26 protein-coding genes are annotated in these 24,627 nt (G+C 61.1%); 15 read left to right on the top strand and 11 right to left on the bottom strand.

Features of this window, described 5'->3' with window-relative positions; translation table 11 throughout:
- Positions 1-23: 23 nt before the first annotated feature.
- Positions 24-845 (bottom strand): shikimate dehydrogenase, encoded by an 822-nt coding sequence (gene aroE, locus AAIS01_RS09080; protein ID WP_343468701.1) that lies wholly within the window; start codon positions 843-845, stop codon positions 24-26.
- Between the two features lie 12 nt (positions 846-857).
- Positions 858-1,772, bottom strand: a complete 915-nt coding sequence (gene hemF, locus AAIS01_RS09075) for an oxygen-dependent coproporphyrinogen oxidase (RefSeq protein ID WP_214916325.1) — start codon at positions 1,770-1,772, stop codon at positions 858-860.
- Positions 1,773-1,935: 163 nt separating this feature from the next.
- On the opposite strand from hemF, the gene AAIS01_RS09070 reads away from it, so the two are divergent.
- Positions 1,936-2,913, top strand: coding sequence for an NADPH:quinone reductase (locus tag AAIS01_RS09070; protein WP_343468700.1), 978 nt, complete (start codon positions 1,936-1,938; stop codon positions 2,911-2,913).
- Positions 2,914-3,064: 151 nt separating this feature from the next.
- Here AAIS01_RS09070 and tsaC read toward each other — a convergent pair whose 3' ends face one another.
- The 3 genes from tsaC to AAIS01_RS09055 all read right to left on the bottom strand — a co-directional run bounded on the left by tsaC (position 3,065) and on the right by AAIS01_RS09055 (position 5,882).
- Positions 3,065-3,622, bottom strand: coding sequence for an L-threonylcarbamoyladenylate synthase type 1 TsaC (gene tsaC, locus AAIS01_RS09065; RefSeq protein WP_092399731.1), 558 nt, complete (start codon positions 3,620-3,622; stop codon positions 3,065-3,067).
- A 60-nt stretch (positions 3,623-3,682) separates the two neighbouring features.
- Positions 3,683-4,777, bottom strand: a complete 1,095-nt coding sequence (gene dprA, locus AAIS01_RS09060) for a DNA-processing protein DprA (RefSeq protein WP_343468699.1) — start codon at positions 4,775-4,777, stop codon at positions 3,683-3,685.
- A 79-nt stretch (positions 4,778-4,856) separates the two neighbouring features.
- The gene (locus AAIS01_RS09055; RefSeq protein WP_343468698.1) at positions 4,857-5,882 is read right to left on the bottom strand and encodes a LysM peptidoglycan-binding domain-containing protein; all 1,026 of its coding nucleotides are present in this window, start codon (positions 5,880-5,882) and stop codon (positions 4,857-4,859) included.
- Positions 5,883-6,040: 158 nt separating this feature from the next.
- Between AAIS01_RS09055 and def the strand changes: the two genes are divergently transcribed.
- From def to AAIS01_RS09030, 5 genes are all read left to right on the top strand, one after another.
- On the top strand, positions 6,041-6,547 hold the full coding sequence (def, locus tag AAIS01_RS09050; protein ID WP_092458005.1) for a peptide deformylase: 507 nt from the start codon (positions 6,041-6,043) through the stop codon (positions 6,545-6,547).
- Between the two features lie 71 nt (positions 6,548-6,618).
- Positions 6,619-7,578: a methionyl-tRNA formyltransferase gene (fmt, locus tag AAIS01_RS09045; RefSeq protein WP_343468697.1), complete on the top strand. Its 960-nt coding sequence runs from the start codon at positions 6,619-6,621 to the stop codon at positions 7,576-7,578.
- The gene (gene rsmB, locus AAIS01_RS09040; RefSeq protein ID WP_343468696.1) at positions 7,575-8,885 is read left to right on the top strand and encodes a 16S rRNA (cytosine(967)-C(5))-methyltransferase RsmB; all 1,311 of its coding nucleotides are present in this window, start codon (positions 7,575-7,577) and stop codon (positions 8,883-8,885) included. Before fmt ends, rsmB begins: the two co-directional genes overlap by 4 nt.
- Before the next feature lie 24 nt (positions 8,886-8,909).
- Positions 8,910-10,283 (top strand): Trk system potassium transporter TrkA, encoded by a 1,374-nt coding sequence (gene trkA / locus AAIS01_RS09035; protein WP_092399743.1) that lies wholly within the window; start codon positions 8,910-8,912, stop codon positions 10,281-10,283.
- Positions 10,284-10,461: 178 nt separating this feature from the next.
- Positions 10,462-10,773 carry a tetratricopeptide repeat protein gene (locus AAIS01_RS09030; protein ID WP_343468695.1) on the top strand — a complete coding sequence of 104 codons (312 nt, stop codon included), beginning with the start codon at positions 10,462-10,464 and terminating at the stop codon, positions 10,771-10,773.
- A gap of 8 nt (positions 10,774-10,781) precedes the next feature.
- On the opposite strand, the gene AAIS01_RS09025 is transcribed toward AAIS01_RS09030, so the two are convergent.
- Positions 10,782-11,048: a DUF2790 domain-containing protein gene (locus AAIS01_RS09025; RefSeq protein WP_343468694.1), complete on the bottom strand. Its 267-nt coding sequence runs from the start codon at positions 11,046-11,048 to the stop codon at positions 10,782-10,784.
- Positions 11,049-11,335: 287 nt separating this feature from the next.
- Here AAIS01_RS09025 and AAIS01_RS09020 point away from each other — a divergent pair, with 287 nt between their 5' ends.
- The 6 genes from AAIS01_RS09020 to AAIS01_RS08995 all read left to right on the top strand — a co-directional run bounded on the left by AAIS01_RS09020 (position 11,336) and on the right by AAIS01_RS08995 (position 17,210).
- Positions 11,336-12,076, top strand: a complete 741-nt coding sequence (locus AAIS01_RS09020) for a response regulator (RefSeq protein WP_343468693.1) — start codon at positions 11,336-11,338, stop codon at positions 12,074-12,076.
- Entirely contained in the window at positions 12,073-13,386 is a 1,314-nt protein-coding gene (locus AAIS01_RS09015) for an ATP-binding protein (RefSeq protein ID WP_343468692.1), read from the top strand. Before AAIS01_RS09020 ends, AAIS01_RS09015 begins: the two co-directional genes overlap by 4 nt.
- A gap of 208 nt (positions 13,387-13,594) precedes the next feature.
- The gene (locus AAIS01_RS09010; protein WP_343468691.1) at positions 13,595-14,242 is read left to right on the top strand and encodes a ferric reductase-like transmembrane domain-containing protein; all 648 of its coding nucleotides are present in this window, start codon (positions 13,595-13,597) and stop codon (positions 14,240-14,242) included.
- A 126-nt stretch (positions 14,243-14,368) separates the two neighbouring features.
- Positions 14,369-15,247, top strand: coding sequence for an alpha/beta fold hydrolase (locus AAIS01_RS09005; RefSeq protein WP_343468690.1), 879 nt, complete (start codon positions 14,369-14,371; stop codon positions 15,245-15,247).
- Between the two features lie 37 nt (positions 15,248-15,284).
- Positions 15,285-16,088 carry an alpha/beta fold hydrolase gene (locus AAIS01_RS09000; RefSeq protein WP_343468689.1) on the top strand — a complete coding sequence of 268 codons (804 nt, stop codon included), beginning with the start codon at positions 15,285-15,287 and terminating at the stop codon, positions 16,086-16,088.
- Positions 16,089-16,595: 507 nt separating this feature from the next.
- The gene (locus AAIS01_RS08995; RefSeq protein ID WP_343468688.1) at positions 16,596-17,210 is read left to right on the top strand and encodes an alpha/beta fold hydrolase; all 615 of its coding nucleotides are present in this window, start codon (positions 16,596-16,598) and stop codon (positions 17,208-17,210) included.
- 121 nt (positions 17,211-17,331) lie between these two features.
- Here the strand turns inward: AAIS01_RS08995 and AAIS01_RS08990 are convergent, their stop codons facing one another.
- Positions 17,332-18,231 (bottom strand): LysR family transcriptional regulator, encoded by a 900-nt coding sequence (locus AAIS01_RS08990; protein ID WP_343468687.1) that lies wholly within the window; start codon positions 18,229-18,231, stop codon positions 17,332-17,334.
- A gap of 225 nt (positions 18,232-18,456) precedes the next feature.
- Here AAIS01_RS08990 and AAIS01_RS08985 point away from each other — a divergent pair, with 225 nt between their 5' ends.
- Both AAIS01_RS08985 and AAIS01_RS08980 read left to right on the top strand, forming a co-directional pair.
- Complete coding sequence (locus AAIS01_RS08985) at positions 18,457-19,083, top strand: hydrolase (protein ID WP_092458019.1); 627 nt, start codon at positions 18,457-18,459, stop codon at positions 19,081-19,083.
- A 410-nt stretch (positions 19,084-19,493) separates the two neighbouring features.
- Positions 19,494-20,150: a peroxiredoxin-like family protein gene (locus AAIS01_RS08980; RefSeq protein WP_343468686.1), complete on the top strand. Its 657-nt coding sequence runs from the start codon at positions 19,494-19,496 to the stop codon at positions 20,148-20,150.
- Between the two features lie 36 nt (positions 20,151-20,186).
- Here AAIS01_RS08980 and AAIS01_RS08975 read toward each other — a convergent pair whose 3' ends face one another.
- The 3 genes from AAIS01_RS08975 to AAIS01_RS08965 form a co-directional block, all read right to left on the bottom strand.
- Complete coding sequence (locus tag AAIS01_RS08975) at positions 20,187-21,083, bottom strand: LysR family transcriptional regulator (RefSeq protein WP_343468685.1); 897 nt, start codon at positions 21,081-21,083, stop codon at positions 20,187-20,189.
- A 115-nt stretch (positions 21,084-21,198) separates the two neighbouring features.
- Positions 21,199-21,921: an SDR family oxidoreductase gene (locus AAIS01_RS08970; RefSeq protein WP_343468684.1), complete on the bottom strand. Its 723-nt coding sequence runs from the start codon at positions 21,919-21,921 to the stop codon at positions 21,199-21,201.
- Positions 21,922-21,985: 64 nt separating this feature from the next.
- On the bottom strand, positions 21,986-22,540 hold the full coding sequence (locus AAIS01_RS08965) for a carboxymuconolactone decarboxylase family protein (protein WP_343468683.1): 555 nt from the start codon (positions 22,538-22,540) through the stop codon (positions 21,986-21,988).
- Positions 22,541-23,105: 565 nt separating this feature from the next.
- Between AAIS01_RS08965 and AAIS01_RS08960 the strand changes: the two genes are divergently transcribed.
- A complete protein-coding gene (locus AAIS01_RS08960) occupies positions 23,106-23,756 on the top strand; it encodes a DUF2459 domain-containing protein (RefSeq protein WP_343468682.1) in 651 nt (216 codons plus the stop codon).
- 130 nt (positions 23,757-23,886) lie between these two features.
- On the opposite strand, the gene AAIS01_RS08955 is transcribed toward AAIS01_RS08960, so the two are convergent.
- Positions 23,887-24,582: a DUF1963 domain-containing protein gene (locus tag AAIS01_RS08955; protein ID WP_343468681.1), complete on the bottom strand. Its 696-nt coding sequence runs from the start codon at positions 24,580-24,582 to the stop codon at positions 23,887-23,889.
- Positions 24,583-24,627 lie beyond the last annotated feature (45 nt).

Here is a 24,627-nt window from a genome sequence, read left to right as displayed (position 1 = left end):
GCAAGCTTTGCTCCCACAACCGCTTAAAGTGCGAGCTGGCGGCGCAGCTCGGCCAGTACCGGCGCGGTGTCCGGGCGTACCCCGCGCCACAGGTGGAACGCTTCACCCGCCTGTTCGGCCAGCATGCCCAAGCCATCCATCGCCACCGCCGCACCCTGTTCGCTGGCCCAGCGACAGAATGACGTCGGCTCCTTGCCATACATCATGTCGTAGCAGAACGTCATACCGGGTTCGATCAGGCTCGCGGCGATCGGCGGCACATCCCCGGACAGGCTCGCCGATGTGGCGTTGATAATCAGGTCCACCGGTTCCTGCAGCCAATCGAAGCCACTGGCCGAGACCGGGCCCAGGTCCGCGAACAATTCGGCCAGCAATTCGGCTTTTTCCACCGTGCGGTTGGCGATGATCACCGAGGCCGGCGCTTCGGCCAGCAGTGGTTCCAAGGCGCCGCGCACGGCACCGCCGGCGCCCAGCAAGAGGATGCGTTTGCCCTTGAGGTTCAAACCGGCGTTGACGGTCAGGTCCCGTACCAGCCCGGCACCGTCGGTGTTGTCACCCAACAGGCGGCCGTCGGCCAGCTTGCTCAGCGTGTTCACCGCCCCGGCCCGCTGGGCTCGCTCGGTCAGGCTGTCGGCCAAGCGGAAGGCGTCTTCCTTGAACGGCACGGTGACATTCGCCCCACGACCCTCGCGGAAGAATTCCCGTGCGCAACCGGCGAAATCGTCCAGGGGCGCGAGCAGCGTGCTGTAGTCCAGCGCTTGCCCAGTCTGCTCGGCGAAGAGACGGTGGATCAGCGGCGATTTGCTGTGGCCGATCGGGTTGCCCATTACAACGTAGCGATCCATGGAGTTCTCCGTTCAGGCCGTCGCCAGCCAATCGCGATCCTGCAGGAAATACTCGGTCAGCCGCGCTTCTTCGCTGCCCGGTTCGGCCTTCCAGTCATAGCCCCAGCGCACTTGCGGCGGGAGGGACATCAGGATCGACTCGGTACGCCCGCCCGATTGCAGCCCGAACAGGGTGCCGCGGTCGTAGACCAGGTTGAACTCCACGTAGCGCCCGCGGCGAAACTCCTGGAATTCCCTTTGTTTGGCCGTGAACGGGTCGTGCTTGCGCCGGCGCACGATAGGCAGGTAAGCCTCGATGTAGGCGTCGCCGATGGCGCGCATGAAGGCGAAGCTGGTGTCGAAATCCCACTCGTTCAGGTCATCGAAAAACAGGCCGCCGATGCCTCGGGGCTCGTTACGATGCTTGATATGGAAATAGCTGTCGCACCAGGCCTTGTAGCGCGAATACACGTCGGGGCCGAATGGGGCACAGGCCTGCTCGGCAACGCGGTGCCAATGCACGCAGTCTTCTGCCACGCCGTAGTACGGTGTCAGGTCGAAGCCACCGCCGAACCACCAGACCGGTTCTTCGCCTTCCTTTTCCGCGATGAAAAACCGCACGTTGGCGTGGGAGGTGGGTACGTGGGGATTGTGCGGGTGGATCACCAGCGACACGCCCAGCGCTTCGAAGCCGCGCCCGGCCAGTTCCGGCCGATGGGCGCTGGCCGAGGGTGGGAGACCGCTGCCGAAGACGTGGGAAAAATTGACGCCGCCCTTTTCAATCACTGTGCCGTTTTCAATCACCCGCGTACGCCCGCCACCGCCGGCGGGCCGTGCCCAGGCATCTTCGACGAAACGAGTGCCGCCGTCTTCGGTTTCCAGGGCCGCACAGATGCGGTCTTGCAGGTCGAGCAGGTAGGCTTTCACGGCCTCGGTGCGAGTGGTCATGACATCACCTTGATCAGGGCTACGCTTCGCGGCTTGCAGCGGGCCGGTGGCAAATGGGCGCACAGGATACCACCGCACTTGCCTACGCCACAGTTGACGAAGGTCAAGCTTAGGAGTCCGATAGCAGGCTTGGTAAAAAGTCCACGGCAAGGAGAAAGAGAAGATGGCCAAACGTATCCAGTTCAGTTCCCACGGCGGTCCCGAAGTGCTCGAGTACGTGGGCTACCAGCCTGCCGAGCCGGGCCCGCAGCAGGTGCGGGTCAGCAACAAGGCGATCGGCCTGAACTTCATCGATACCTATTACCGCAGCGGTCTTTACCCGCCACCGGCACTGCCGTCGGGCCTGGGGGCCGAGGGGGCGGGTGTGGTCGAGGCTGTCGGCTCAGACGTCACGCGGTTCAAGGTCGGTGACCGGGTGGCTTATGGCAGCGGTCCGCTGGGGGCCTACAGTGATCTGCATGTGTTGCCCGAGGCCAACCTGGTGCATTTGCCCGAGTCCATCAGTTTCGAACAGGCAGCCGGCGTGATGCTCAAAGGCCTGACTGTGCAATACCTGTTGCGTCAGACCTATGAACTCAAGGGTGGCGAAACCATTCTGTTCCATGCTGCCGCCGGTGGCGTGGGCTCGTTGGCCTGCCAATGGGCCAAGGCCTTGGGCGTGAAGCTGATCGGTACCGTCAGCTCGCCGGAAAAAGCCGCCATCGCCAAATCCCACGGCGCTTGGGAAACCATCGACTACAGCAAGGAAAACGTCGCACAGCGTGTGCTGGAGTTGACCGACGGCAAGAAAGTCCCGGTGGTCTATGACGGTGTTGGCAAGGACACTTGGTTGACCTCCCTGGACTGCGTAGCGCCCCGTGGCCTGCTGGTGAGTTTCGGCAATGCCTCCGGTGCGGTGGAGGGCGTGAACCTCGGGATACTCGCGGCCAAGGGCTCGCTGTACGTCACCCGCCCGACCCTGGCGACCTACGCCAATAACGCCGAGAACCTGCAGCGCATGGCCGATGAGCTGTTCGGCATGATCAGCAGCGGCAAACTCACGGTGGACATCAACCAGCGTTACCCACTGGCGGAAGCGGCCAAGGCCCAGGCCGAATTGTCGGCGCGGCGCACGACGGGGTCGACTATTCTTTTGCCTTGAATGACTGGGTGTTTCTGATGGCCTCATCGCGGGCAAGCCTTGCTCCCACAGAGTAAAACCTGTGAGAGCAGGCCCTACTCCCACGTGTGAGAGCAAGCTCCACTCCAACCTGTGGGAGCAAGGCTTGCCCGCGATGAACGATGACGCGGTATCAGTCCGGGCGAACGACTTTGCCGGTCGCCAGGTCGCGAATCACACTGGGGTTCTTGCGCCCACCCAGGTTGCCACCCAGCACCAGGTCGATCTGCCCGCGGAAATACTGCTCGACGCGAATCCGCGTGCGCGCCGCCGGGCGGCCCTGGGGGTTGGCCGAGGTGGACACCAGCGGCCCCACCAGTGAGCACAAATCCCGCACGGTGGGGTGATCGCTGACCCGCAGGGCAACCGTGTCGTGTACGCCGGTGATCCATTCCGGCAGCAGATTCTGGTGCGGCACCAGCCAGGTGTTGGGCCCCGGCCAGGTGCTGGCCATGCGGTCCATCCAGGTTTCGGGGAAATCTTCGAACAGAAAGTCGAACTGGTGGATATTGTCAGCCACCAGGATCAAACCCTTGTCGGGCAGCCGCGATTTGATCGCCAGCAAGCGCTCCACCGCGTCTTCGTTCCACGGGTCGCAGCCCAGGCCCCAGACCGCTTCGGTTGGATAGGCAATCACCGCCCCGGCGCGAATTTCTCGCGCGGCTTGTTGCACACGCCAACTGTTGACCATGAAAGACTCTCCACAACGCAAATAAGGCTGTGCGCAGTTTACCGATCTTCCTCATAAAACCTAGCGCGCAAACCAGCGCCCATTGTCACAGACCGCCCGTCCCTCCATTTCCAGCTCAGTCAGCGCCGCCAGTACTTTGGGCAAGCTCCAGCCGCTGGCAGCGGCCAGCGCTTCGCTGCCAAGCGGTGCGGCATGGAGCAAACGCAACAACGGATGGGTGACGGGCGCCGGTTCCATGGACAACGGCAATTGCTGCCAACCCCGCAGTGCTTCGAGAATGTGCTCGACGGTTTCCACCAGCGCCGCGCCGTCGCGGATCAACTGATGACAACCACGGGCGCCGGGGTGATGGATCGACCCCGGAATGGCGTACACCTCGCGGCCCTGTTCGGCCGCCAAGCGTGCGGTGATCAGCGAACCGCTGGCGACACTGGCCTCCACCACCAGCACGCCGAGGGACAGACCGCTGATGATTCGGTTGCGGCGCGGAAAGTTGCTGGCGTGGGGCGGTGCGTCCAGCGGGAACTCCGACAGCACCGCGCTGCCTTGGGCGATCATCGCGTCCGCCAGCCGACGATTGCGCTGTGGATAAAAGTTTTCCAGCCCGGTGCCCAGCACGCCAATTGTTTGCCCGCCCACGTCCAGCGCCGCCTGATGGGCCGCCGCGTCGATGCCCAGCGCCAGGCCGCTGGTAATGACAAATCCGGCACTGGCCAGGCTTCGGGAAAACGCCGCGGCGGTGTCCATGCCCGGCCGCGATGCCCGGCGGCTGCCGACCATCGCCAGCTGTGGTTTTTCCAGAATGGTCGCGTTGCCGGCGACGAACAACAGCGGTGGCGCATCGCTGATCTGCGCCAGCAGCGCGGGGTAGTCGGGCTGGTCCCACATCAGTAAATGCTGGGCCGGAGCCTCAAGCCAAGCCATTGCGTGGGCGGCGCCGTCACGCACATCCGGGTTGCGCCGGGCCTCGGCACATGCCGCCGGCAACCTCAGCGCTCGCCAGGCGCTGGCCGGTGCGCTGATGGCTTTGGAGGCCGAGCCAAAGGCCTCAATCAGGGTCATGAAACGTTTGGGCCCCAGTTCCGGCAAGCGGTGCAGGCGCAGGCGGGCCTCCAGTTCCGCAGGGGAAACCGAAGCAGATTCAGGCAATGGCATGGATCATCCTTGATCGTTATAAGCCCCGTCGAAACGGGAACAAGCTGTGGATAACTCTGTTGGTAACTTGTGAGAGCCGTTATGGATTGCGCACCTTGTCGAGGATCGCCAACGAGCGCGAGGCGTATAACACTAAGCCATAGCTGAGCTTGTCGTAGGTGCGAAAAACCATCAGCAGGCCAGCACGTTCATCGGGAATTTTCACCTGCTCGCCGGTGATTCGATCGCGCACGGTCTCGCCGGTCTTCATCACCGCCAGTACATTGCCCTCGGCCAGCCCGTCGCGCCGACCCTTGTTCAGGGTGACCACATCCAGGGCGCCGATCTGGGTGACGCCGCGGGGTACATCGAGGATCAGCCCGTTGATGTCCGACGTCGGTGCGCTGGGCATGAACGTTGAGTTGATCGAGCGTTCTTCGCCACTGAACAGGCGATCACCCAGGCGCACCTCCTGGGTGGTGCGTTGCAAGGCAAGCGTGGTGACATCACCCTCGGTGGCAACGACTTCACCGCTGCCGATGTCATCAGCGTTGATGCCCAGGAACTCCTTGGTTTCGGGATCGGTGTAGACCTTGCCCTGCCGGAAGATGCCATACGCCGACTGGTTCGCGTCGAATGAGCCGCGGGCAAAGATCCGGTCGCCTGTGCCGCTGAGCACCCGTTCGGCATCGCCGGCGACGATATAGGGCGCCTTGTCGAAATCTTCGGCCGCGTCGACGATGCGGTTGCTCAGCAAAAAACTGTTGATGGCCTGCAGCGGGATGCTCGGGATCGCGTCGGCCACCGGCGAGCTGCGAATGCGCGGCGACAGCTTGATGGTGCCCCGAGAAGCGCCGCGATTGAGGGTCAGCCGTGGTTGGCCATTGACGTAGACCAGCGACAGGGTGTCGCCGGGATAAATCAGGTTGGGGTTTTCGATCTGTGGGTTGGCCTGCCAGAGTTCGGGCCATTTCCACGGTTCGCGCAGGTATTTGCCGGCGATGTCCCACAGCGTATCCCCTGTCATCACCGTGTATTGCTGGGGAAAACCTTCCCGAAGTTGCACTTGCCCGTGCGCGATACCGGCCGAGGCCAGAAGCAGCAGGGCGAGTAGTGATTTCCTCATGCGGTGAATCCCTTTATTATGTGCGTTCGCGTAAAACGCCAGAGCCCCCGTGGCTCGCTCCGTGATTTGAGGAGCAACGTTTTACAACGGTAGCCTGCATCCCAAGACACGCCAGGCCAGCCACCCGACTTTACCTCACACGTGCATTTATCAAGCTTATGGCCATTTTGAACATTCTCGAATTTCCGGACCCGCGCCTGCGCACGATCGCCAAACCGGTGGCCGTAGTGGACGACGAAGTGCGTCAGTTGGTCGATGACATGTTTGAAACAATGTATGAGGCGCCAGGCATCGGCCTCGCCGCGACCCAGGTCAACGTGCACAAACGTATCGTCGTAATGGACCTTTCCGAAGACCGCAGCGAGCCCCGGGTGTTCATCAACCCCGAGTTCGAAACCCTGACCGACGAGATGGACCAATACCAGGAAGGCTGTCTTTCGGTGCCGGGCTTCTATGAAAACGTCGACCGCCCGCAAAAAGTCAGGATCAAGGCCCTGGACCGCGACGGCCAGCCTTACGAACTGGTTGCCGAAGGTTTGCTGGCGGTGTGCATCCAGCACGAATGCGACCACCTCAACGGCAAGCTGTTTGTGGATTACCTGTCTACCCTCAAGCGTGACCGGATCAAGAAGAAACTGGAAAAACTTCATCGCCAGAATGCTTGATGCCCCCCTTCAAAGGCTTGCCGCGGCAAGCCTTTTTCTTTTTGCGACTGCTTTGTAACTGAGAGCTTCCCATGACTGAGCCACTGCGCATCGTCTTTGCCGGCACTCCCGAGTTTGCCGCCGAACACCTCAAGGCCCTGCTGGCCAGCCCCCACGAAATCATCGCGGTCTACACCCAGCCGGATCGGCCGGCCGGCCGCGGGCAAAAACTGATGCCCAGCCCGGTCAAGCAACTGGCCCTGGAAAATCACATCCAGGTATTGCAGCCGCCGACCCTGCGGGACGCTCAGGCCCAGGCCGAATTGGCCGCCCTCAAGCCCGACTTGATGGTGGTGGTCGCCTACGGTCTGATCCTGCCCCAAGTGGTGCTGGATATTCCGCGTCTGGGGTGCATCAACAGCCACGCCTCGCTGCTGCCACGCTGGCGCGGTGCGGCGCCGATCCAGCGCGCCGTGGAAGCCGGCGACGCCGAGAGCGGCGTAACGGTGATGCGCATGGAAGCCGGCCTGGACACCGGGCCGATGTTGCTCAAGGTCAGCACGCCCATCAGCGCCGAAGACACCGGTGGCACTTTGCACGACCGCCTCGCGCTCATCGGCCCGCCCGCTGTGGTCCAGGCCATTGCCGGCCTGGCCGCCGGTACGCTGGAAGGTGAAGTGCAGGATGACAGCCTCGCCACCTACGCACACAAATTGAACAAGGACGAAGCCCGCATCGACTGGAGCCGCCCGGCCGTCGAGCTGGAGCGCCTGGTGCGCGCGTTCAACCCGTGGCCGATTTGCCACAGCACGTTGAACGGCGAGGCGCTGAAAGTGCTGGCCGCCAGCCATGCCGAAGGGAAGGGCGCCCCGGGTGAAATCCTCGGTGCCAGCAAGGACGGTCTCGTCGTCGCCTGCGGTGAGCAAGCGTTGTGCCTGACACGTCTGCAATTGCCCGGCGGCAAGGCGCTGAACTTCAGCGATTTGTACAACAGCCGTCGTGAGAAGTTTGCCGTCGGCACTCATTTGGGCCAAGCGGCGGACGCTTCATGAACCCGCGTCTGGCCGCCGCCAAGGCACTTGCCGCCGTCCTCAGTGGCAAAGCCTCCCTCAACAGTTCCCTGCCGACCCAACTGGACAAGGTTGACGACCGTGATCGCGGCTTCACCCAGGACCTGGCGTTCGGCACCGCCCGCTGGCAGCCACGGTTGTCGGCCCTGGCGGCCAAGCTGTTGCAGAAGCCGTTTAAAGCTGCCGATGCCGACGTCGAAGCGCTGCTGCTGGTGGGGCTTTATCAACTGCTCTACACCCGCGTTCCCGCCCACGCCGCCATCGGCGAAACCGTGGGCTGTGCTGACAAGCTGAAAAAGCCCTGGGCCAAGGCCCTGATCAATGCCGTGCTGCGCCGCGCCCAACGGGAAAGCGAAACCCTGCTGGCCGAGCTGGAACACGACCCAGTGGTGCGCACCGCCCACCCGCGCTGGTTGCAAAAATCGTTGAAAGCCTTCTGGCCCGAGCAATGGGAAGCCATTTGCGCGGCCAACAACGCCCATCCGCCGATGATCTTGCGGGTCAACCGGCGTCACCATACCCGCGATGCGTATCTGGCCTTGCTGGGCGAGGCCGGCATCCCGGCCATCCCGTGCCAGTACAGCCGCGACGGTATCGTGCTGGAAACCCCCGGCGATGTGCGCGCTCTGCCGGGCTTTGCCGACGGTTGGATCAGCGTCCAGGACGAAGCCGCGCAGTTGGCTGCCGACCTGCTGGAACTGGCACCCGGCCAACGAGTGCTGGATGCCTGCTGCGCACCGGGTGGCAAGACCTGCCACATCCTCGAGGTCGAGCCGAAGCTGGCCGGCGTGGTGGCGGTGGACCTGGAAGCCAAGCGCCTGGTGCGCGTGAAGGAAAACCTCGAACGTCTTGGCCTGGACGCCGAGCTGATCGCCGCCGACGGCCGCGACACCGCCACCTGGTGGGACGGCAAGCCGTTCCAGCGCATCCTGCTGGACGCGCCGTGCTCGGCCACCGGTGTGATTCGTCGTCACCCCGACATTAAACTCACCCGTCAGCCGGACGACATTGCCGCCTTGGCCGCGTTGCAGGGCGAACTGCTCGACGCGCTATGGCCAACCCTGGAAGTCGGCGGCATGCTGCTGTACGCCACCTGTTCGACCTTGCCGACCGAGAACACCGAAGTGATCGAAGCGTTCCTCGCTCGTACGCCGGGCGCACGGGAGCTGGACATCGCCAGCAATGCCGGCCTCAAGCAGCCCCATGGACGCCAGTTGCTGGCCCAGGAGGGCGGACATGACGGTTTCTACTACGCCAAACTGATCAAGATCGCCGCCGCACGCGGTTAAAACCGATTCGATAGGAGTGACCGGATGAAAATCATCATCCTCGGCGCAGGGCAGGTCGGCGGTTCGCTGGCTGAACATCTGGCCAGTGAAGCCAACGACATCACCGTGGTCGACACCGACGGTGAGCGCCTGCGGGATTTGGGCGACCGTCTCGACATCCGCACGGTACAAGGCCGTGGTTCCTTGCCGACCGTGCTGCGTCAGGCCGGTGCGGACGATGCCGACATGCTGGTGGCCGTGACCAACAGCGATGAAACCAACATGGTGGCCTGTCAGGTCGCTCACACGCTGTTTCACACCCCGACCAAGATCGCCCGGGTGCGCGAGGGGGCCTACCTGACCCGCGCCGAGTTGTTCGACAACGAAGCGATTCCGGTGGATGTGCTGATCAGCCCCGAGCAAGTGGTGACCAACTACATCAAGCGCCTGATCGAACACCCCGGCGCCTTGCAAGTGATCGACTTTGCCGAAGGCAAGGCGCAACTGGTGGCGGTCAAGGCCTACTACGGCGGGCCACTGGTGGGTCAGCAACTGCGCCAGCTACGCGAACACATGCCCAATGTGGAAACGCGGGTCGCGGCGATTTTCCGGCGTGACCGGCCGATCCTGCCCCAGGGCGACACGGTGATCGAAGCGGACGACGAGGTATTTTTCATCGCCGCCAAGGCCAACATTCGCGCGGTGATGAGCGAAATGCGCCGTCTCGACGAAAGAAACAAGCGCATCGTGATTGCCGGTGGTGGGCAGATTGGCGAACGTCTGGCCGAAGCCATCGAAAGCCGTTATCAGGTCAAGATCATCGAGATGAGCCCGGCGCGTTGCCGCTACCTCTCGGACAACCTGAACAGCACCGTGGTACTGCAGGGCAGCGCTTCGGACCGTGACCTGCTGCTGGAAGAAAACATCGCCGACGCCGACATCTTCCTGGCCCTGACCAACGACGACGAAGCCAACATCATGTCCTCGCTGCTGGCCAAGCGCCTGGGGGCGAAGAAGGTGATGACCATCATCAACAACCCGGCCTACGTCGACCTGATCCAGGGCGGCGAGATCGACATCGCCATCAGCCCGCAACTGGCAACCATCGGCACCTTGCTGGCCCACGTGCGCCGCGGCGACATCGTCAGCGTGCACTCCCTGCGCCGCGGCGCGGCCGAAGCCATCGAGGCGATTGCCCACGGCGATGCCAAGTCGAGCAAAGTGATCGGCAAGGCCATCCGCGACCTCGGCCTGCCGCCCGGCACCACCATCGGCGCGATCATCCGCGACGAAGAAGTGCTGATCGCCCACGACGACACCATGATCCAGACCGGCGACCATGTGATCCTGTTCCTGGTGGACAAGAAGCACATTCGCGACGTCGAAAAGCTGTTCCATGTGGGGTTGAGCTTTTTCTGACCCAAGATGTGCAGGGGCAGGAAGGGCCCCATCGCGAGCAAGCTCGCTCCCACAAAGGGTTCAATGCTGTTCACAAGTTTTGTGTTCACCCTAGATCCCCTGTGGGAGCGAGCTTGCTCGCGATAGCTATCCAGCAGCCAACTGATCAATCCCTGACACAACAGATAAGGGCGCCGCCATGCTCGAATCCCTGGAAAAAATGCTCGCCAAGGGCGTGGACAACGCCCTGCTGCGCTTCGGCCTGGGCAAGGGCTACCTGGACCTCGGTGAATTCGCCCGAGCCGCCGAACACTTCCAACGCTGCGTCGAACTCGACCCCAAGTACTCAGCCGCCTGGAAACTACTGGGCAAGGCCCACCAAGGCCAAGGCGACCTACCGGCCGCCCGCCAAGCCTGGGAACAAGGCCTGGAAGCCGCCCGCGCCCACGGCGACAAACAGGCGGAAAAGGAAATGACCGTGTTCCTCAAAAAACTGGATCGCCATCCCTGAGCCTCCCCTCAGCCCCCTTCATTGTTGCAATTGGCCGCGTGCTTGAGATACGTCAGGGCTCGCTGCTCACCCATCGAATCGAGGTAGGTGATTTGCGCATTCACCAACCCGCAGGTCTGGCCACTGTCTTCGGTCAGCGAGAGCACTTTTTCAATGTCCAGATGGGTGCCGTAGGCGTAGGTTTTGCTTGCTGATTTGTCCTGGGCCATGGCGGGTAATGCGCCGGCGCTCAGGGCCGTCATCAGGCAAGCAGTAGCGATGTTTTTCAAGTTCATGGTCGTTTCCCTTCAATGAGTTCGATGGTGTCATCGAGGCGATTCGTGTTGTCTCGATGGCGCTCATTAAAGGCCCGTGAGGTATCTCGGCTGTGTCGAGAAATGCCTCGGTTGGATGGGTTACGTATCTGAGGTGGATTGCGATACAGAGCGATACAATCGCCACTATTTTTTGCCTGGCTCTGGCTTGATCCTGGGCTGGAGAAGCTGAACGGCGGTGCGCTGCCAAGCTGCAATAGAGCGTCGCCACACTGCGCAATAGATGCGCGCATTTCGGAGAGCAGGGCATGGAACATGTCGATCACGTATTGATCGTGGATGATGATCGGGAGATCAGGGAGTTGGTCGGCAGCTACCTGAAGAAGAATGGTTTGCGCACCACCGTCGTCGCGGATGGCCGCCAGATGCGGGCCTTTCTCGAAGCCAACCAGGTGGATCTGATCGTGCTCGACATCATGATGCCGGGGGATGACGGACTGCTGCTGTGCCGCGAACTGCGCGCCGGAAAGCACAAGGCGACACCCGTGCTGATGCTGACGGCTCGCACCGACGAGACCGACCGCATCATTGGCCTGGAAATGGGCGCCGACGACTATCTGGCCAAGCCCTTCGCGGCCCGGGAGCTGCTCGCGCGCATCAACGCTGTGCTTCGGCGTACCCGCATGCTGCCGCCCAACTTTGTCGTCAGCGAAAGCGGCCGCCTGCTCAAGTTCGGTCGGTGGCGCCTCGACACCACCGCCCGCCATCTGCTGGATGAAGACGACACGCTCGTTTCCCTGAGCGGCGCCGAGTACCGGCTGCTGCGGGTATTTCTCGATCATCCTCAGCGGGTACTGAGTCGCGACCAGTTGCTCAACCTGACCCAGGGCCGTGACGCGGACATCTTCGACCGTTCCATTGACCTGCTGGTCAGCCGCGTGCGTCAGCGCTTGCTGGATGACGCGCGCGAACCGGTCTACTTGAAGACGGTGCGCAATGAAGGCTACGTCTTTACCTTTGCCGTCGAAATGCTTGAGGAGCAAGCATGAAACTCGCCTTGCAATGGCCTCGCACGCTGGCCTCGCGGCTGTGGCTGGTGTTCCTTGTCGGTCTGATCCTCGCCCAGTCCCTGACGTTCGCAGCCCAGTACTACGAACGCTACCAAAGCACCAAGATCGCCATGTTGGGCAACTTCGAACACGACACGGCGACCTCCATCGCCATCCTCGACCGTCTGCCGGCCGCCGAGCGCCCGGAGTGGACCAAACGTCTGCAGCGGCGCAACTATGACTATTTGCTGCGTGAACATGATCCTGGCATTCCACTCGCCTCGAACGATCTCGCGGCGACTGCGGCGCAATCACTTCAAGTCGCGCTTGGCCGCAACTATGACCTGACCTTTGTCGAAATCCCGGGTCCACGTCAGCATTTCCAGGCCCAGGTGCGACTGGCTGACGGCAGCCCGGTCACCATCGATGTGCGCCCGTCGGTCAAGCCGTTGTCGCCCTGGTTGCCCTTTGTCCTGTTCGGTCAGCTGGTGTTGATGATCGGTTGCACCTGGCTTGCCGTGCGCATCGCGATACGCCCCCTCAGCCGCCTGGCCGAGGCGGTCGAGAATCTCGACCCGAATGCACATCCCGTGCAGTTGGATGAAACCGGCCCACGTGAAGTGGCCTACGCCGCCCGGGCCTTCAACAGCATGCAGTCGCGCATCGCCGCTTACCTGAAAGAACGCATGCAATTACTGGCGGCCATTTCCCATGACTTGCAGACGCCCATCACGCGCATGAAGCTGCGCGCCGAGTTCATGGACGACTCGCTGGAGAAAGACAAACTGGGCAACGACCTGAACGAAATCGAGCACTTGGTGCGCGAAGGTGTGGCCTATGCTCGCAGTGTCCACGGTGCGACTGAAGCCAGCTGCCGCATCAGTCTGGACTCCTTTCTCGACAGTCTGGTGTGCGACTACCAGGACACCGGTCGTGAGGTCAGCCTGCGCGGCAAGAACGGCGCGATCATCGAGACACGTCCCCATGCCTTGCGCCGTATTCTGGTGAACCTGGTGGATAACGCGCTGAAGTACGCCGGCACCGCCGAGGTGGAAATCCGCCGCGACACGAGCGCTGGCGTTTCGATCGATGTCCTTGACCGTGGCCCGGGCATTCCTGAGGAGGTCCTGGCCGAGGTGGTCAAGCCGTTCTATCGGGTGGAAAGCTCACGCAACCGCAGCACAGGCGGCACCGGCCTGGGCCTTGCCATCGCTCAGCAGTTGGCCGTCGCGATTGGTGGCTCACTGAGCCTGCGCAACCGCGACGGCGGCGGCCTTTGCGTGACCCTCAACTTCGGCCCCGACCGATAGGCCGCCCTGGCTGCACGTCAAGTGCAGCCGCTACCGTTCGGATTCAGGGGCATTTGTAAGCCACTGTATCCAGCGCCATCGCAGACTCAAAACAACGCATAACCGCCGGTTGCCGAACATAGCCGGTATACATCCCCTTGCAAGAATTCTCCCCATCGAATCGCCATCGGACCCCGTTTGGCGAGCCCTGACGTAAGGAGACCTTGTCATGAATACCCAATCCTACCGCCCTCAAGGCTGGCAGCTGTTCGGCCTGATTGCAGCCTTAGTGGTGGCGATGAGCATCGCGGCCGTCGCGGCACAACCCGACCTTGTCGAGGGCCTGCGCAGCGCCATCCGCGCCACCGCACGTTCCTCCTTCGCACTGTTTCTGATCGCGTTCACCGCGTCGGCCTTTGCCGTACTGGTGCCTTCACCGCTCTCCAAGGCACTGGTTCGCGAGAGGCGCTTCATCGGCCTCGCCTTTGCCTTCTCCCACCTGATACATGCCGTGCTGATCTACGGGTATGGGCAGCTCAATACCGAGTTCTGGCCAGCCCGCACCGTTGCCAACAACATCCCGGGTGGGACCGCCTACGCCTTCATCCTGCTGATGGCCATGACCTCATTCAAAGCGCCCGCCCGACTGCTGGGACCCAAGGCATGGAAGACATTGCACGTCACCGGCATGTGGGTCATCGCCGCTGTATTTGCCTTCTCCAACTTCAAACGTATCCCGATGAGCGACTGGTACGTGCTGCCTTTCGGCCTCATCTGCGCCGCCGTGGCGATCCGACTGGTCGGCAAGCTGGCCATGGCCAACAAACGCAGCCAAGCCAGGCAAGCGTCGATGCGCCGGGCAGCGCTCGCCTCCTGATCGTCCAGACGAGCGGCCCGGCATAGCGGTCCGGAACAAGCAAAGCGGCTTTCTCAAGCGCGACATATCTCTGCATTAGATTTTTCAGAAGCAATCATCCCGATTGCCGACATCAAGGAAGCGAAAATGAGCCCTAGCACCCATACCTCTCAGGCAGTCCATCCAGCCCAGGCCGGCAGCTACATCACCACCCAGGACGGCGTACAGCTCTACTACAAAGACTGGGGCCCGAAAGATGGGCAAGTGGTCACCTTCAGCCATGGCTGGCCGCTGAATTCGGATAGCTGGGAATCTCAGATGTTGTTCCTGGCGGACAAAGGCTATCGGGTAATCGCCCACGACCGCCGCGGCCATGGCCGCTCCAGCCAGCCGTGGGAGGGTAACGACATGGATCACTATGCCGATGACCTGGCCGCTGTGATCAACACCCTGGATCTTAACGACGTCACCCTGGTGGGTTTCTCAACCGGTGGTGGAGAGATCACCCGCTACATCGGCCGCCACGGTACCGGTCGGGTGAAGAAAGCCGCGCTGATCAGCGCCGTTCCACCGATGATGCTCAAGACTGAAGACTACCCAGGCGGCCTGCCGATCGAGGTGTTCGACGGCCTGCGCAGGGCCTCACTGGACAACCGCTCGCAGCTGTATCGCGACATCGCCTCTGGCCCGTTCTTCGGCTTCAACCGCGACGGGGCGAAAGTCTCCCAAGGGCTGATCGATTCGTTCTGGGTGCAGGGCATGCAAGCGGGCCACAAAAACACCTATGACTGCATCGCGGCGTTCTCGGCGACGGATTTCCGCGCCGACCTGGCCAAATTCGACGTGCCGACACTGATCGTGCACGGCGACGACGACCAGATCGTCCCGATTGACGCCTCCGCCCATGCCGCCGCCAGGCTTGTGCAGAACGCCGAGTTGATCGTCTACCCGGGCGCGCCACACGGTCTGACCGACACCCACAAGGACCGCCTCAACCAGGATCTGTTGGACTTCCTGGGCCAGTAAGCCCATCGCACCCTCCAATAAATGAAAAGGAATGATCATGCGCACTATCAAATCGCTCTTGGCCGTCACCCTCACCGCTGGACTGGCACTGACATCACTCCATAGCGCCGCCGCGCAACCCGACGCCGCCAAGCCCACCGTCGTGCTGGTGCATGGCGCATTCGCCGAATCGTCCAGTTGGAATGGGGTTGCCGCTCAGTTGCTGAACCAGGGTTACCCGGTTGTTGCAGCGGCTAACCCGCTGCGCGGGGTAAAGCAGGACGCCGATTATGTTGCCGACATCGTCGAGCAGACCGCTGGCCCGGTGATCCTGGTGGGTCACTCCTACGGCGGGGCCGTGATCACTAACGCAGTGCACGACAACCCCCGGGTCAAGGCGCTTGTCTACGTCGCGGCGTTCGCGCCGGACAAAGGCGAAACCGCCATCGAACTGTCCGGTCGTTACCCTGGCGGCACCCTTGGGCCGACCTTGGCCGCTCCGGTGCAGTTGGACGACGGCAATAAGGACCTCTACATCCAGCAGGACAAATTCGGCCAACAGTTTGCCGCCGAGGTTCCGGCAGCCGACTCCGCGCTGATGGCTGCCACCCAACGTCCCATCAGCGAGGCTGCCTTGAAGGAAGCGTCGGGCGACCCGGCCTGGAAAAAACTGCCGTCCTGGTTCATCTACGGTTCGGCGGACAAAAACATCCCCGAGGCCGCCCTGAAGTTCATGGCCGAACGCGCTGGCTCGAAAAAGACCGTCACCGTCCAAGGCGCCTCCCATGTGGTGATGACGTCCAACCCGGGGAAAGTGGCGGAGCTGATCATTGAAGCGGCGCAGGCCAGTTCCAAAGGGTGATCGCGTAAAGCGGGTCGACTGACCCAAAAAGCCTGGTTCGTTCACCCGTTAGTTGCTTCGAGAAGAACCGAAAAACCCGGCGCAGGAGGCCGGGTTTTCATTGCGAAGCACTCATAAAAAAGTCCACCCCCCAATCCACTGTCGATCCGCTAAAAGCTCAGACGGCGCAAAACCTGTGGGAGCAAAGCTTGCTCGCGATAGCGGTAGATCAGCCAGACCCGTTGTCGACTGACCTGCCCCAAACGCGAGCAAGCTTTGCTCCCACAGGTTTGTGGCTGAACTGACCGGCATTCCCCGCTCCCCGGTCCAGCAAGATGAAATGATTTGAATCCAATCCGCCCCTTGGAGAGAATCGCCACCTCTACCCCAAAAGGATGCGGGCTATGAAGTTCGAAGGGACTTTCGGCGGTTTGAGTCGGTTGGCTGAAGATGAGAAGAGGACTGAATATCAAAAAATAAATCCCCATATTCCCAACTCTTTCAATCCCACCTTCAAGGACCGAACCCGTGATTGCATCCCCCACCAAACTGCTCTTCCTACCCGGCGCCTCGGGTAACACCCGGTTCTGGCATCCGGTTGCCGAACGCCTGACCCTTCCAGCGCGGCAGGTCCATATCGGCTGGCCCGGCTTTGGAGACACTCCGCCCGTGCCTGGCATAACCGGCATGGAAGACCTGGCGACTCGCGTGCTGGCCGAGATCGACCGGCCCACAGCGCTGGTGGCGCAGTCCATGGGCGGTATCGTTGCCGTGCTTGCGGCGCTTGAGCGCCCCGAACTGATCACGCACCTGATACTGACCGTCACCTCTGGCGGAGTGGATATGTCTGATCTGGACGCGCAGGACTGGCGCGCGGATTTTGCTGCCGCCAACTCGACGCTGCCGAGGTGGTTTCTCGACGACCGCACCGACCTCACGCGCCGGTTGGCCGAGTTGCGCATGCCGGTCCTGCTCCTCTGGGGAGACGCTGACCCTATCAGTCCCGTTCGTGTCGGCCAGCGTCTTGCTGAGCTGTTACCCCACGCGGATCTACACGTTTTCTCTGGAGCCGATCATGACCTGGGTTTAACTCACGCAGATGAGGTGGCGAGGTTGATTGAGAGGCATCTGGGCTGTGGGTGAGCGAAGTATCGTTGAGTAAAAAAGGGAGCTTATTTTCTGGAAGTAAATCTGTCCCCCTATTCCTAGGATTGCCTGCTCAAGGTTCTCCGGGACACCGCCGCCATCCCACAGTGGAAAGTCCTCAGGCACCGCTTGCCGGCTTTGCAAAGTGCGGAGACTGCCCGAACGACTCAATCAACAGTTCTGTGAGGACGTGGATTTTGCGAGCCGGATGGAGCCCCGGTGGGCGGACAACATAGGCACCTGCCGGAGGCGGTGGGTACCGGGTCATGATGGGCACCAGCGCCTGCGACCTCACGCTTTCATAGGTCAGGCAATCCGGCAGATAGGCAACCCCCAACCCTGCGACGGCGGCGGCGACCAGAGCGATGCCATTATCAGCCTTGAAGCGCCCCTGTGGACGAACCGTAACCACCTTGTCGCCATCCATGAACTGCCAGGATTCGGTGCCCTGCATGAGCGCCTCATGTGCGGACAGCTCCTCGGGCGATTCAGGTGCGCCATGGGCGCTGATATAACCGGGGCTGGCGACGAGCTTCGTATAAATCGGGCCGATACCCCTTGCAATAAGGTTTGAGTCCGGCAGGTAGCCAACGCGTATCGCACAGTCAAAACCCTCGGCGATCAGATCGACGAAGCGATCACTGTAGCTGGTCTGGATATGAAGCAAGGGATGACGGCGGGCCATTTGCGCCAGCATCGGCGCAAAGTGAGTCGGCCCAAAAGAAAGCGGGGCGGCAATGCGCAACCGACCGCGAAGGGGACCGGAGGGCAGCATCGTTTCCTTTGCTATGTCGATCTCGGCGCAGACCCTGGCCGCATGCTCGCGAAAAGTGATTCCAGCCTCGGTGAGGGCGGCCCCGCGAGTCGTCCGCGCCAGCAACTGGATACCCAGTTCCGCCTCCAGCCGCACCAGCCTGCGGCTGACGATCGATTTGGATACGCCTAGCCGGAGGGCCGCAGGCGAAATACCGCCGGCGTCAGCGACTTCTACAAAGGTTTGCAGCGCTTCGACATCCAAAATCAGCGTTCCTCATTCTGCAACACAGAAAGCCTCGAGATGCTACTACTGGGTCAAGTGACGCAACAGCACAATCCTGCTTCCTGATGACGCTGTCTCTTGATGGCAGGTCGTCCGGAAAGTGAATCACCTTCAACGCAGTGCAGACCTCAACCGTTCGCCCATCCATCAAGCGAGCGCTTGAACCGTCCACACGCAAATGACAACTAGAAGCAGGAGCAGCAAATGACAAGCGAGGCAATCCGCAACCCTCTGACCGACCACCTCTTGTCGCCTGAAAACTCGGCGCTGATCATCATCGACTACCAGCCCATCCAAGTGTCCTCGATCCGTTCGATGCCGCGTGACGAATTGGTGTTCAACATCACGAGCGTGGCCAAGGCGGCCATCAACTACAACCTTCCGATTATCCATTCGACGGTCAATGTCGCTACCGGTCGCAACAAACCGCCCATTCAGCAGTTGCAGAACGTACTGGGACATTTGCCTACTTACGATCGGACATCGATCAACAGTTGGGAGGACGTCGAGTTCAAACAGGCGGTCAAAGCCACTGGCCGCCGCAAACTCATCATGACCGCGCTCTGGACTGAAGCGTGCCTGACCTTTCCGGTACTCGATGCCATACAGGAAGGTTATGAAGTCTACGTGCCGGTTGATGCCGTCGGCGGTACATCCGTTGCCGCGCACGAGGCCGCGTTACGGCGAATCGAGCAAGCGGGGGCGAAACTGATCAGTCGCGTGCAGATGTATTGCGAACTCCAGCGCGATTGGGCGCGTGAATCGACCGTCCCAGGCTTTATGGGCGTGTTTGAAAACGCTGATGGTTTCAACGCCGAAAAGGCCTTGTAGGCTTCAACCAAGAACGTCTGTGGCCGATGAGGTGACGACGGTGAGACCTGTGGGCACAGGTCTCATTTCTAATTCTTGATCGGGTGTGCAGGATTGCCCTAGGCAGATGAATCCAAGGTGGGTTTACTGAACAGGTCCCCTTTCACACCTAACAACTCGAACCCCGTGGCGAGGGAGCTTGCTCCCGCTTGAGTGCGAAGCGCTCATAAAAAATCACCAAGCCCAAGGCTGTTTCACGCCCAGCGATACAATGTGATATTCCGCTAAATCACCTTTGCTGAAAGAGGGAAGCAGGGCAGTACCGAAGGGCATTCCCAACGGGCATAGCAACTATGCTGGCCAGCTTTCTACTGGCCTGGCCCCCGTGTAGCGATCATGAGTCTCGACACTCACCTACCGAGGAAACACTCATGACCCTTCAAGCCAAACTGGACGCCTTCAAGGCAGACTTCGTAGCAGGCAAGCCACCCTACAACGCCCCCGCACCGGTGCATGCCGTCATGCAGCGTGCCACGGCCGAGCTGATTGCCAGTGGCCAAGCTGAACGAGCACTCAAGGCCGGAGACACGGCGCCAGACTTCAGCCTGCCGGATGCCCAAGGCAATCGGGTCGCCTCAGCAGAATTGCTCGCGCGCGGGCCGCTTATCGTCAGCTTCTATCGCGGCGTCTGGTGTCCTTATTGCAACATGGAACTGCAAGCCTTGGAGCAAGCGCTGCCTGCCTTTCAAGCGCACGGCGCCAGTCTGGTGGCTATCTCGCCACAGAGCCAGGCAAACAGCCGTAAAGCGCAGCGCGAGAATGCCCTGGGGTTCCCTATTCTCAGTGACAGTGGCAATGAAATCGCGGCTGCCTTCGGCCTGCGCTTCAAGCTTCCCGACTACTTGGTGGAACTCTATCTGAGCCTGGGCAATAACCTCCCGGTCATCAATGGGGAGCAGAGCTGGACCCTTCCCATGCCAGGGCGTTTCGTCATAGGTCAGGACAGCATCATTCGTTACGCCGAGGTCAACCCCGACTATACCTTGCGCCCTGAGCCGTCTGAGCTGCTGCCTGCCTTACGCGGTTGATCCCGCCTCAACCGGGCCGCCTTCGAGCGGCCTGGTCTATTGGCTTTTCTGACGCGCCATCAACCCTTCGACAAAGTCCACAAATGCTCGTGCTTTGGCGCTAGCCAAGCGGCCCGTAGGGAATACCGCCCAGAGGTCCAGAGGCGGCAATTGCCACTGCTCCAGCAATGGCCGCACTTCACCGCTGGCCAGCTCTGCGGCAAACATCCACTCAGACGTCATCGCTACCCCTAGATGGGCAAGCACTGCGACGCGCAACCCCTCTGCTGCACTGACACGCACACGCCCACTGACGGTGACCGATTGCACCGTACTGCCTTGTTCGAAGGCCCAATGCTCACCCCCTCCTGCCTGCGAGAAAATGACTGCTTGATGCTGCGCCAACTCGCTGGGGCTGGAAGGTTCACCATGGGCTTGGACGTAAGTTTGCGTGGCCAGTACCAGGCGCTGGCATTCGCCGATCTTGCGTGCGATCAGGTTGGAATCCGACAACGCACCCATGCGCAACGCGACATCTATCCCTTCCTCGATGAGATTGACGGTACGGTCGTCCAGCACGATGTCGATATCCAGATCGGGATGGGCTTGCAGGAACTCGCCGAGATAGGGCAGCACGTGCAGCCGAGCAAAGGTCACTGCCGCACACACGCGCAGGGTACCTTGAAGGCCGCTGCCCGCGCCTCGCGCGGCGAGGTCAGCTTCATGGGCTTCTTCGATGGCACGCTTGGCTCGTTCATAGAAGGCAGTACCGGCCTCAGTCGGTGTCAGTCCTCGGGTAGACCGCAGTAACAAGCGAACGCCGAGGCGCTCTTCCAGCTGTGCAATGGTTTTTGACACGGCGGGTTGACCCAGCTTGAGACGTCGCGCTGCTGCCGAAAAAGAACCGGCTTCAAGCACGCTCACGAACGTTTCCATCGCCGCCAATCGATCCATGGGTACTCCACGCAACGGGAAAAGAAAAAAGCCACCGCAAAAAAAGCGAGCGAAGCAGGTGGCTTCGCTCGCAACGAGTGGTTTATCTCAACAGACCAGAACAAAGCAACCTTGTCTAGAAAGCGGCTTTACCGATTGAAGCGCCGCCATCGACGAACAGTGTCTGGCCCGTGATGAAACCGCTGCTTTCGGATAACAGGAAGCCGATGGCCGCCGCGATTTCTTCGGGTTGGCCGAAGCGCCCCATAGGCACTCCTGAAAGGTATCGGGCTTCCCCCTCGCTACCGGGAGGATTGTTCGCGCGGAACAGTTCTGTTTCGGTCGGCCCCGGTGCAACGGCGTTGACGGTGATACCGGTCGTGGCCAGCTCCAGCGCCCAGGACCGGGTAAAGCTGATGATGGCGGCTTTGGCAGCAGCGTAGGCCGTGCGATGGGTAATGCCCAGGACCGTCAGGCTGGAGATGTTGACGATCCGTCCCCAACCACGCTCGGTCATGCCCGGCAGCAAGGCCTGCGTGGCCTGGATCGCCGGGTGCAGGTTGACCCGCATGACGGCATCAAAATCGTCCAGACTCACATCGCCAAGCAATTGCGGACGGACAAGCCCGACGTTATTGACCACGCCGTCAAAACAGTACTGTTCGGCCAAGGTCGCGAGCACTTGCTCGGTTTTCTCGCGATTGCCAAGGTCGACCGGCACCAGAATACCTGGAAAATCGATCCCCTCGGCCTGCCGAGCGAGGCCCACGACCAGATGACCTGCGTCTGCCAGTGACTGAGCCAACGCACGTCCGATGCCCTTACTGGCGCCGGTTATCAGAAAAGTCCGCTTGTTCATGAGTGCTCCTTGAGACCAGCCCGTGAGCGGGCTGGAGAAGTGAAGACCAATGCAAGGTCAGGGTTTATACCGGCTTGGTCCATTCATTGCCTTTCATGAACGGGTCAAGCTGAGTGTGCACAAGGTGGTTGGTGTAATTGCTCATCACCTTGGTCGCAACACCCAGCACAACTTCAAGCACGTTGCGGCGAGTAAATCCCGCTGAGAGGAAGGCTTCGACACCCGCATCGCTGACAAAGCCGCGATCACGTACAACGGCGGTGGTGAACACATGCAGGGCTTCCAACCGGGCGTCAGGGATCACGTCGCCAGCCCGCAGGGCCTCGATCACGGTTGGCGACATGTCGAGCATTTTGGCCAGGGTGGTATGACCGGCCATACAGTAATGGCAGTTGTTCTCGAAGTTGGATGTCAGGTACACAACCTGCTGTTCGTGGGGCGTCAGTGTGCTCTTGCCAAACAGGTCCCACAGTTGGCTGTAGCCCGCCAACAGCTCTGGCGACTCAGCCATATGGCCCTGAAGGTTCGGCACAAAGCTGAAAGCGTTTTTTACCGCCTCCAGAATAGGCTTGGCGGCAGCAGGGGCGGTCTCGGTTGTATAACGGGTGAAAGTGGTCATCGCAGGATCCTTCAGAGGGTTAGCAAGAGCGCTGGGGCCATACTGCTGTTCTTCGCCGGGCTGCGGAACGCAGGAGGCGGGCATATAAGCCATGCCTCTGAGGAATAAAGCGCGGCAACAAGTAGTGATCGAGCACGCGTTTGGTGGTTTCGTCTTGCTGCTTGGCTTTGGATTTTGCGGACGTAGAAGTGGAGTCTGCTTCTGGTGGGTTCGGGGTTATTTTGAACATAAGCTTCGGTTCCTGATGTGGTGCCGAACCCCGAAGCTACTAAACAAGGGGGTGGCAGCTGTACGCAAGTTAGTAGACCGGGGAACCGAAGAAGCCGGCGCGCCTGAGCGCCCTTTCATCGCGAGCAGGCTCCCCTCAGGGGGGCTGGAAGGCCCTCGCCCTGCCCCCGTTTCCGCGCGGCCTCCGGGTTTCCTGAATGCTAGGCTTGGTCTCTGAGATACCTTGTGGTGTATCGCTTTGAGTGTCTAAGCGCCATAGTTGCTTCTGGCCGAGATCCAGCGCCAACCCCGCTGGGATTTTCCCACGTTTCGTTAGCGAGCCTCCAAGCCCTTGTGTATGCGCATTGCAGTGCTGGCCCTGGTCCTCACGCTGTTCGGCTGCGCTACCGCGTCGGACCCGCCGAGGGGCGAGGGTGGTGATTGGCGGTCCTTCTATGTGGTGAATCATGGCCTGCATACCGGGTTGCTCATTGCGCGCCCCGATCTACTTCAGGTGCTTCCCGCACTGGCCGAAGCGTTCAGCGACGGCGACTTTGTTGAGTTCGGTTGGGGTGACGAGGATTTTTACCGAGCCCCACAGGCCACCTTGAGCCTCGCCCTGCGAGCCTTGTTCGGGTCGACGGCAACCGTGCTGCATGTGGTCAAGATTGACGGGGACCCCAGGCGGCGTTTCGCCGCAAGCGAGGTCATCGAAGTGCGGGTGACGGAGGACGCCTACCAACGACTGCTCGCGTTCGTGGCCGGGACCTTCACCCGTTCAGCGACGGGCACCTTGGTGGTGCTCGGGCCTGGGCTGTATGGAGAGAGCCGGTTCTACCAGGCCGAGGGTCGCTATTCGCTGTTTTATACCTGCAATACCTGGGTTGCTGAGGCGCTGACCGCGAGCAGTTGCCCCCTATCGCCTACGGCGGTGATTACGGCGGGGAACGTCATGTCGCAGTTACGCCGGGCGACAGCGGTCGGTGCATCCTGCTTGGCTGCCCGCTAGCCTGTGCCTGACGGCGGGTGTGTATTTCAGTGATGCTGACATTCAGATTCCAGTGAATGTGACTCACCCAAAGTCCTGTTTGCGAAATTGCATCCCACGGGTATCAGAAGTAAATCCGTCCCCCTATTTTTTAGTAAAAATCGTAATAAAGCGCCCACTCCCCAGTTTCGTTGTGCTTCCAGAACATCAGGCTCCCACTGTCGACCACATTCAGATTGATCTTCGCATCCGATGAGATCTGGAACACAAATTCGAAGCCTTCACCCGGATCAACACCCGACTGGCAAAACGAAGGGTAACCGCCGAACTTGTGTTCGTAGGTGTGGGTGACCAAGTCGTAATAGCTCTGTATCTCGCCCGCGCGTTCCAGCGTGAGGATTGCTTGCTCAAGATCCTCCGGGACACCACCGCCATCCCACAGTGGAAAGTCCTCCGGCACCGCTTGCGCTGTCAGTGGGAAGGGTTTGAGGAATGTACCTGCCACCGGCAAAGACTTGCGCACCAGCACATCATCCGGCCCATATTCGCGGATGACCCAATTATTTCCCATCGGCTCAAAGTGCTCGGGGAACGGGTTTGAAATGAACACCGTCAATACACGAACTCCCGCCAGCAGCGGGCTGTGGACGGGAAGGGCAGGCAGGTAAAACTGCGCATAGGGAAGCAACGGTTGCCCCGCCTGGTTGGTGGGCACATCTTCATCAGGCCGGAACAGGAAGACGTTGCCCAGCCAGCTTTCTTCATCGGTGCCGGCAGGACGAAAGCCGCCGGCAATGAGCTTCACGGCGGGGCGGGCCAGGCGTTGCTTGATTTCCTGGATGTCCATGGCGATGTAACCCTCCTTTTTTACTACAGGTATTAAGATCGCAGA

It is taken from the genome of Pseudomonas halotolerans, from assembly GCF_039581215.1.
GTDB classification, from domain to species: Bacteria; Pseudomonadota; Gammaproteobacteria; order Pseudomonadales; family Pseudomonadaceae; genus Aquipseudomonas; species Aquipseudomonas tehranensis.
This window is presented reverse-complemented; position numbering and strand designations above follow the sequence as displayed.

Bases quoted from the DNA above. Each gene is read 5' to 3' on its own strand.
- aroE (WP_343468701.1), bottom strand. From the start codon at position 845: ATGGATCGCTACGTTGTAATGGGCAACCCGATCGGCCACAGCAAATCG.
- hemF (WP_214916325.1), bottom strand. From the start codon at position 1,772: ATGACCACTCGCACCGAGGCCGTGAAAGCCTACCTGCTCGACCTGCAA.
- AAIS01_RS09070 (WP_343468700.1), top strand. From the start codon at position 1,936: ATGGCCAAACGTATCCAGTTCAGTTCCCACGGCGGTCCCGAAGTGCTC.
- tsaC (WP_092399731.1), bottom strand. From the start codon at position 3,622: ATGGTCAACAGTTGGCGTGTGCAACAAGCCGCGCGAGAAATTCGCGCC.
- dprA (WP_343468699.1), bottom strand. From the start codon at position 4,777: ATGCCATTGCCTGAATCTGCTTCGGTTTCCCCTGCGGAACTGGAGGCC.
- AAIS01_RS09055 (WP_343468698.1), bottom strand. From the start codon at position 5,882: ATGAGGAAATCACTACTCGCCCTGCTGCTTCTGGCCTCGGCCGGTATC.
- def (WP_092458005.1), top strand. From the start codon at position 6,041: ATGGCCATTTTGAACATTCTCGAATTTCCGGACCCGCGCCTGCGCACG.
- fmt (WP_343468697.1), top strand. From the start codon at position 6,619: ATGACTGAGCCACTGCGCATCGTCTTTGCCGGCACTCCCGAGTTTGCC.
- rsmB (WP_343468696.1), top strand. From the start codon at position 7,575: ATGAACCCGCGTCTGGCCGCCGCCAAGGCACTTGCCGCCGTCCTCAGT.
- trkA (WP_092399743.1), top strand. From the start codon at position 8,910: ATGAAAATCATCATCCTCGGCGCAGGGCAGGTCGGCGGTTCGCTGGCT.
- AAIS01_RS09030 (WP_343468695.1), top strand. From the start codon at position 10,462: ATGCTCGAATCCCTGGAAAAAATGCTCGCCAAGGGCGTGGACAACGCC.
- AAIS01_RS09025 (WP_343468694.1), bottom strand. From the start codon at position 11,048: ATGAACTTGAAAAACATCGCTACTGCTTGCCTGATGACGGCCCTGAGC.
- AAIS01_RS09020 (WP_343468693.1), top strand. From the start codon at position 11,336: ATGGAACATGTCGATCACGTATTGATCGTGGATGATGATCGGGAGATC.
- AAIS01_RS09015 (WP_343468692.1), top strand. From the start codon at position 12,073: ATGAAACTCGCCTTGCAATGGCCTCGCACGCTGGCCTCGCGGCTGTGG.
- AAIS01_RS09010 (WP_343468691.1), top strand. From the start codon at position 13,595: ATGAATACCCAATCCTACCGCCCTCAAGGCTGGCAGCTGTTCGGCCTG.
- AAIS01_RS09005 (WP_343468690.1), top strand. From the start codon at position 14,369: ATGAGCCCTAGCACCCATACCTCTCAGGCAGTCCATCCAGCCCAGGCC.
- AAIS01_RS09000 (WP_343468689.1), top strand. From the start codon at position 15,285: ATGCGCACTATCAAATCGCTCTTGGCCGTCACCCTCACCGCTGGACTG.
- AAIS01_RS08985 (WP_092458019.1), top strand. From the start codon at position 18,457: ATGACAAGCGAGGCAATCCGCAACCCTCTGACCGACCACCTCTTGTCG.
- AAIS01_RS08980 (WP_343468686.1), top strand. From the start codon at position 19,494: ATGACCCTTCAAGCCAAACTGGACGCCTTCAAGGCAGACTTCGTAGCA.
- AAIS01_RS08975 (WP_343468685.1), bottom strand. From the start codon at position 21,083: ATGGATCGATTGGCGGCGATGGAAACGTTCGTGAGCGTGCTTGAAGCC.
- AAIS01_RS08970 (WP_343468684.1), bottom strand. From the start codon at position 21,921: ATGAACAAGCGGACTTTTCTGATAACCGGCGCCAGTAAGGGCATCGGA.
- AAIS01_RS08965 (WP_343468683.1), bottom strand. From the start codon at position 22,540: ATGACCACTTTCACCCGTTATACAACCGAGACCGCCCCTGCTGCCGCC.
- AAIS01_RS08960 (WP_343468682.1), top strand. From the start codon at position 23,106: ATGCGCATTGCAGTGCTGGCCCTGGTCCTCACGCTGTTCGGCTGCGCT.
- AAIS01_RS08955 (WP_343468681.1), bottom strand. From the start codon at position 24,582: ATGGACATCCAGGAAATCAAGCAACGCCTGGCCCGCCCCGCCGTGAAG.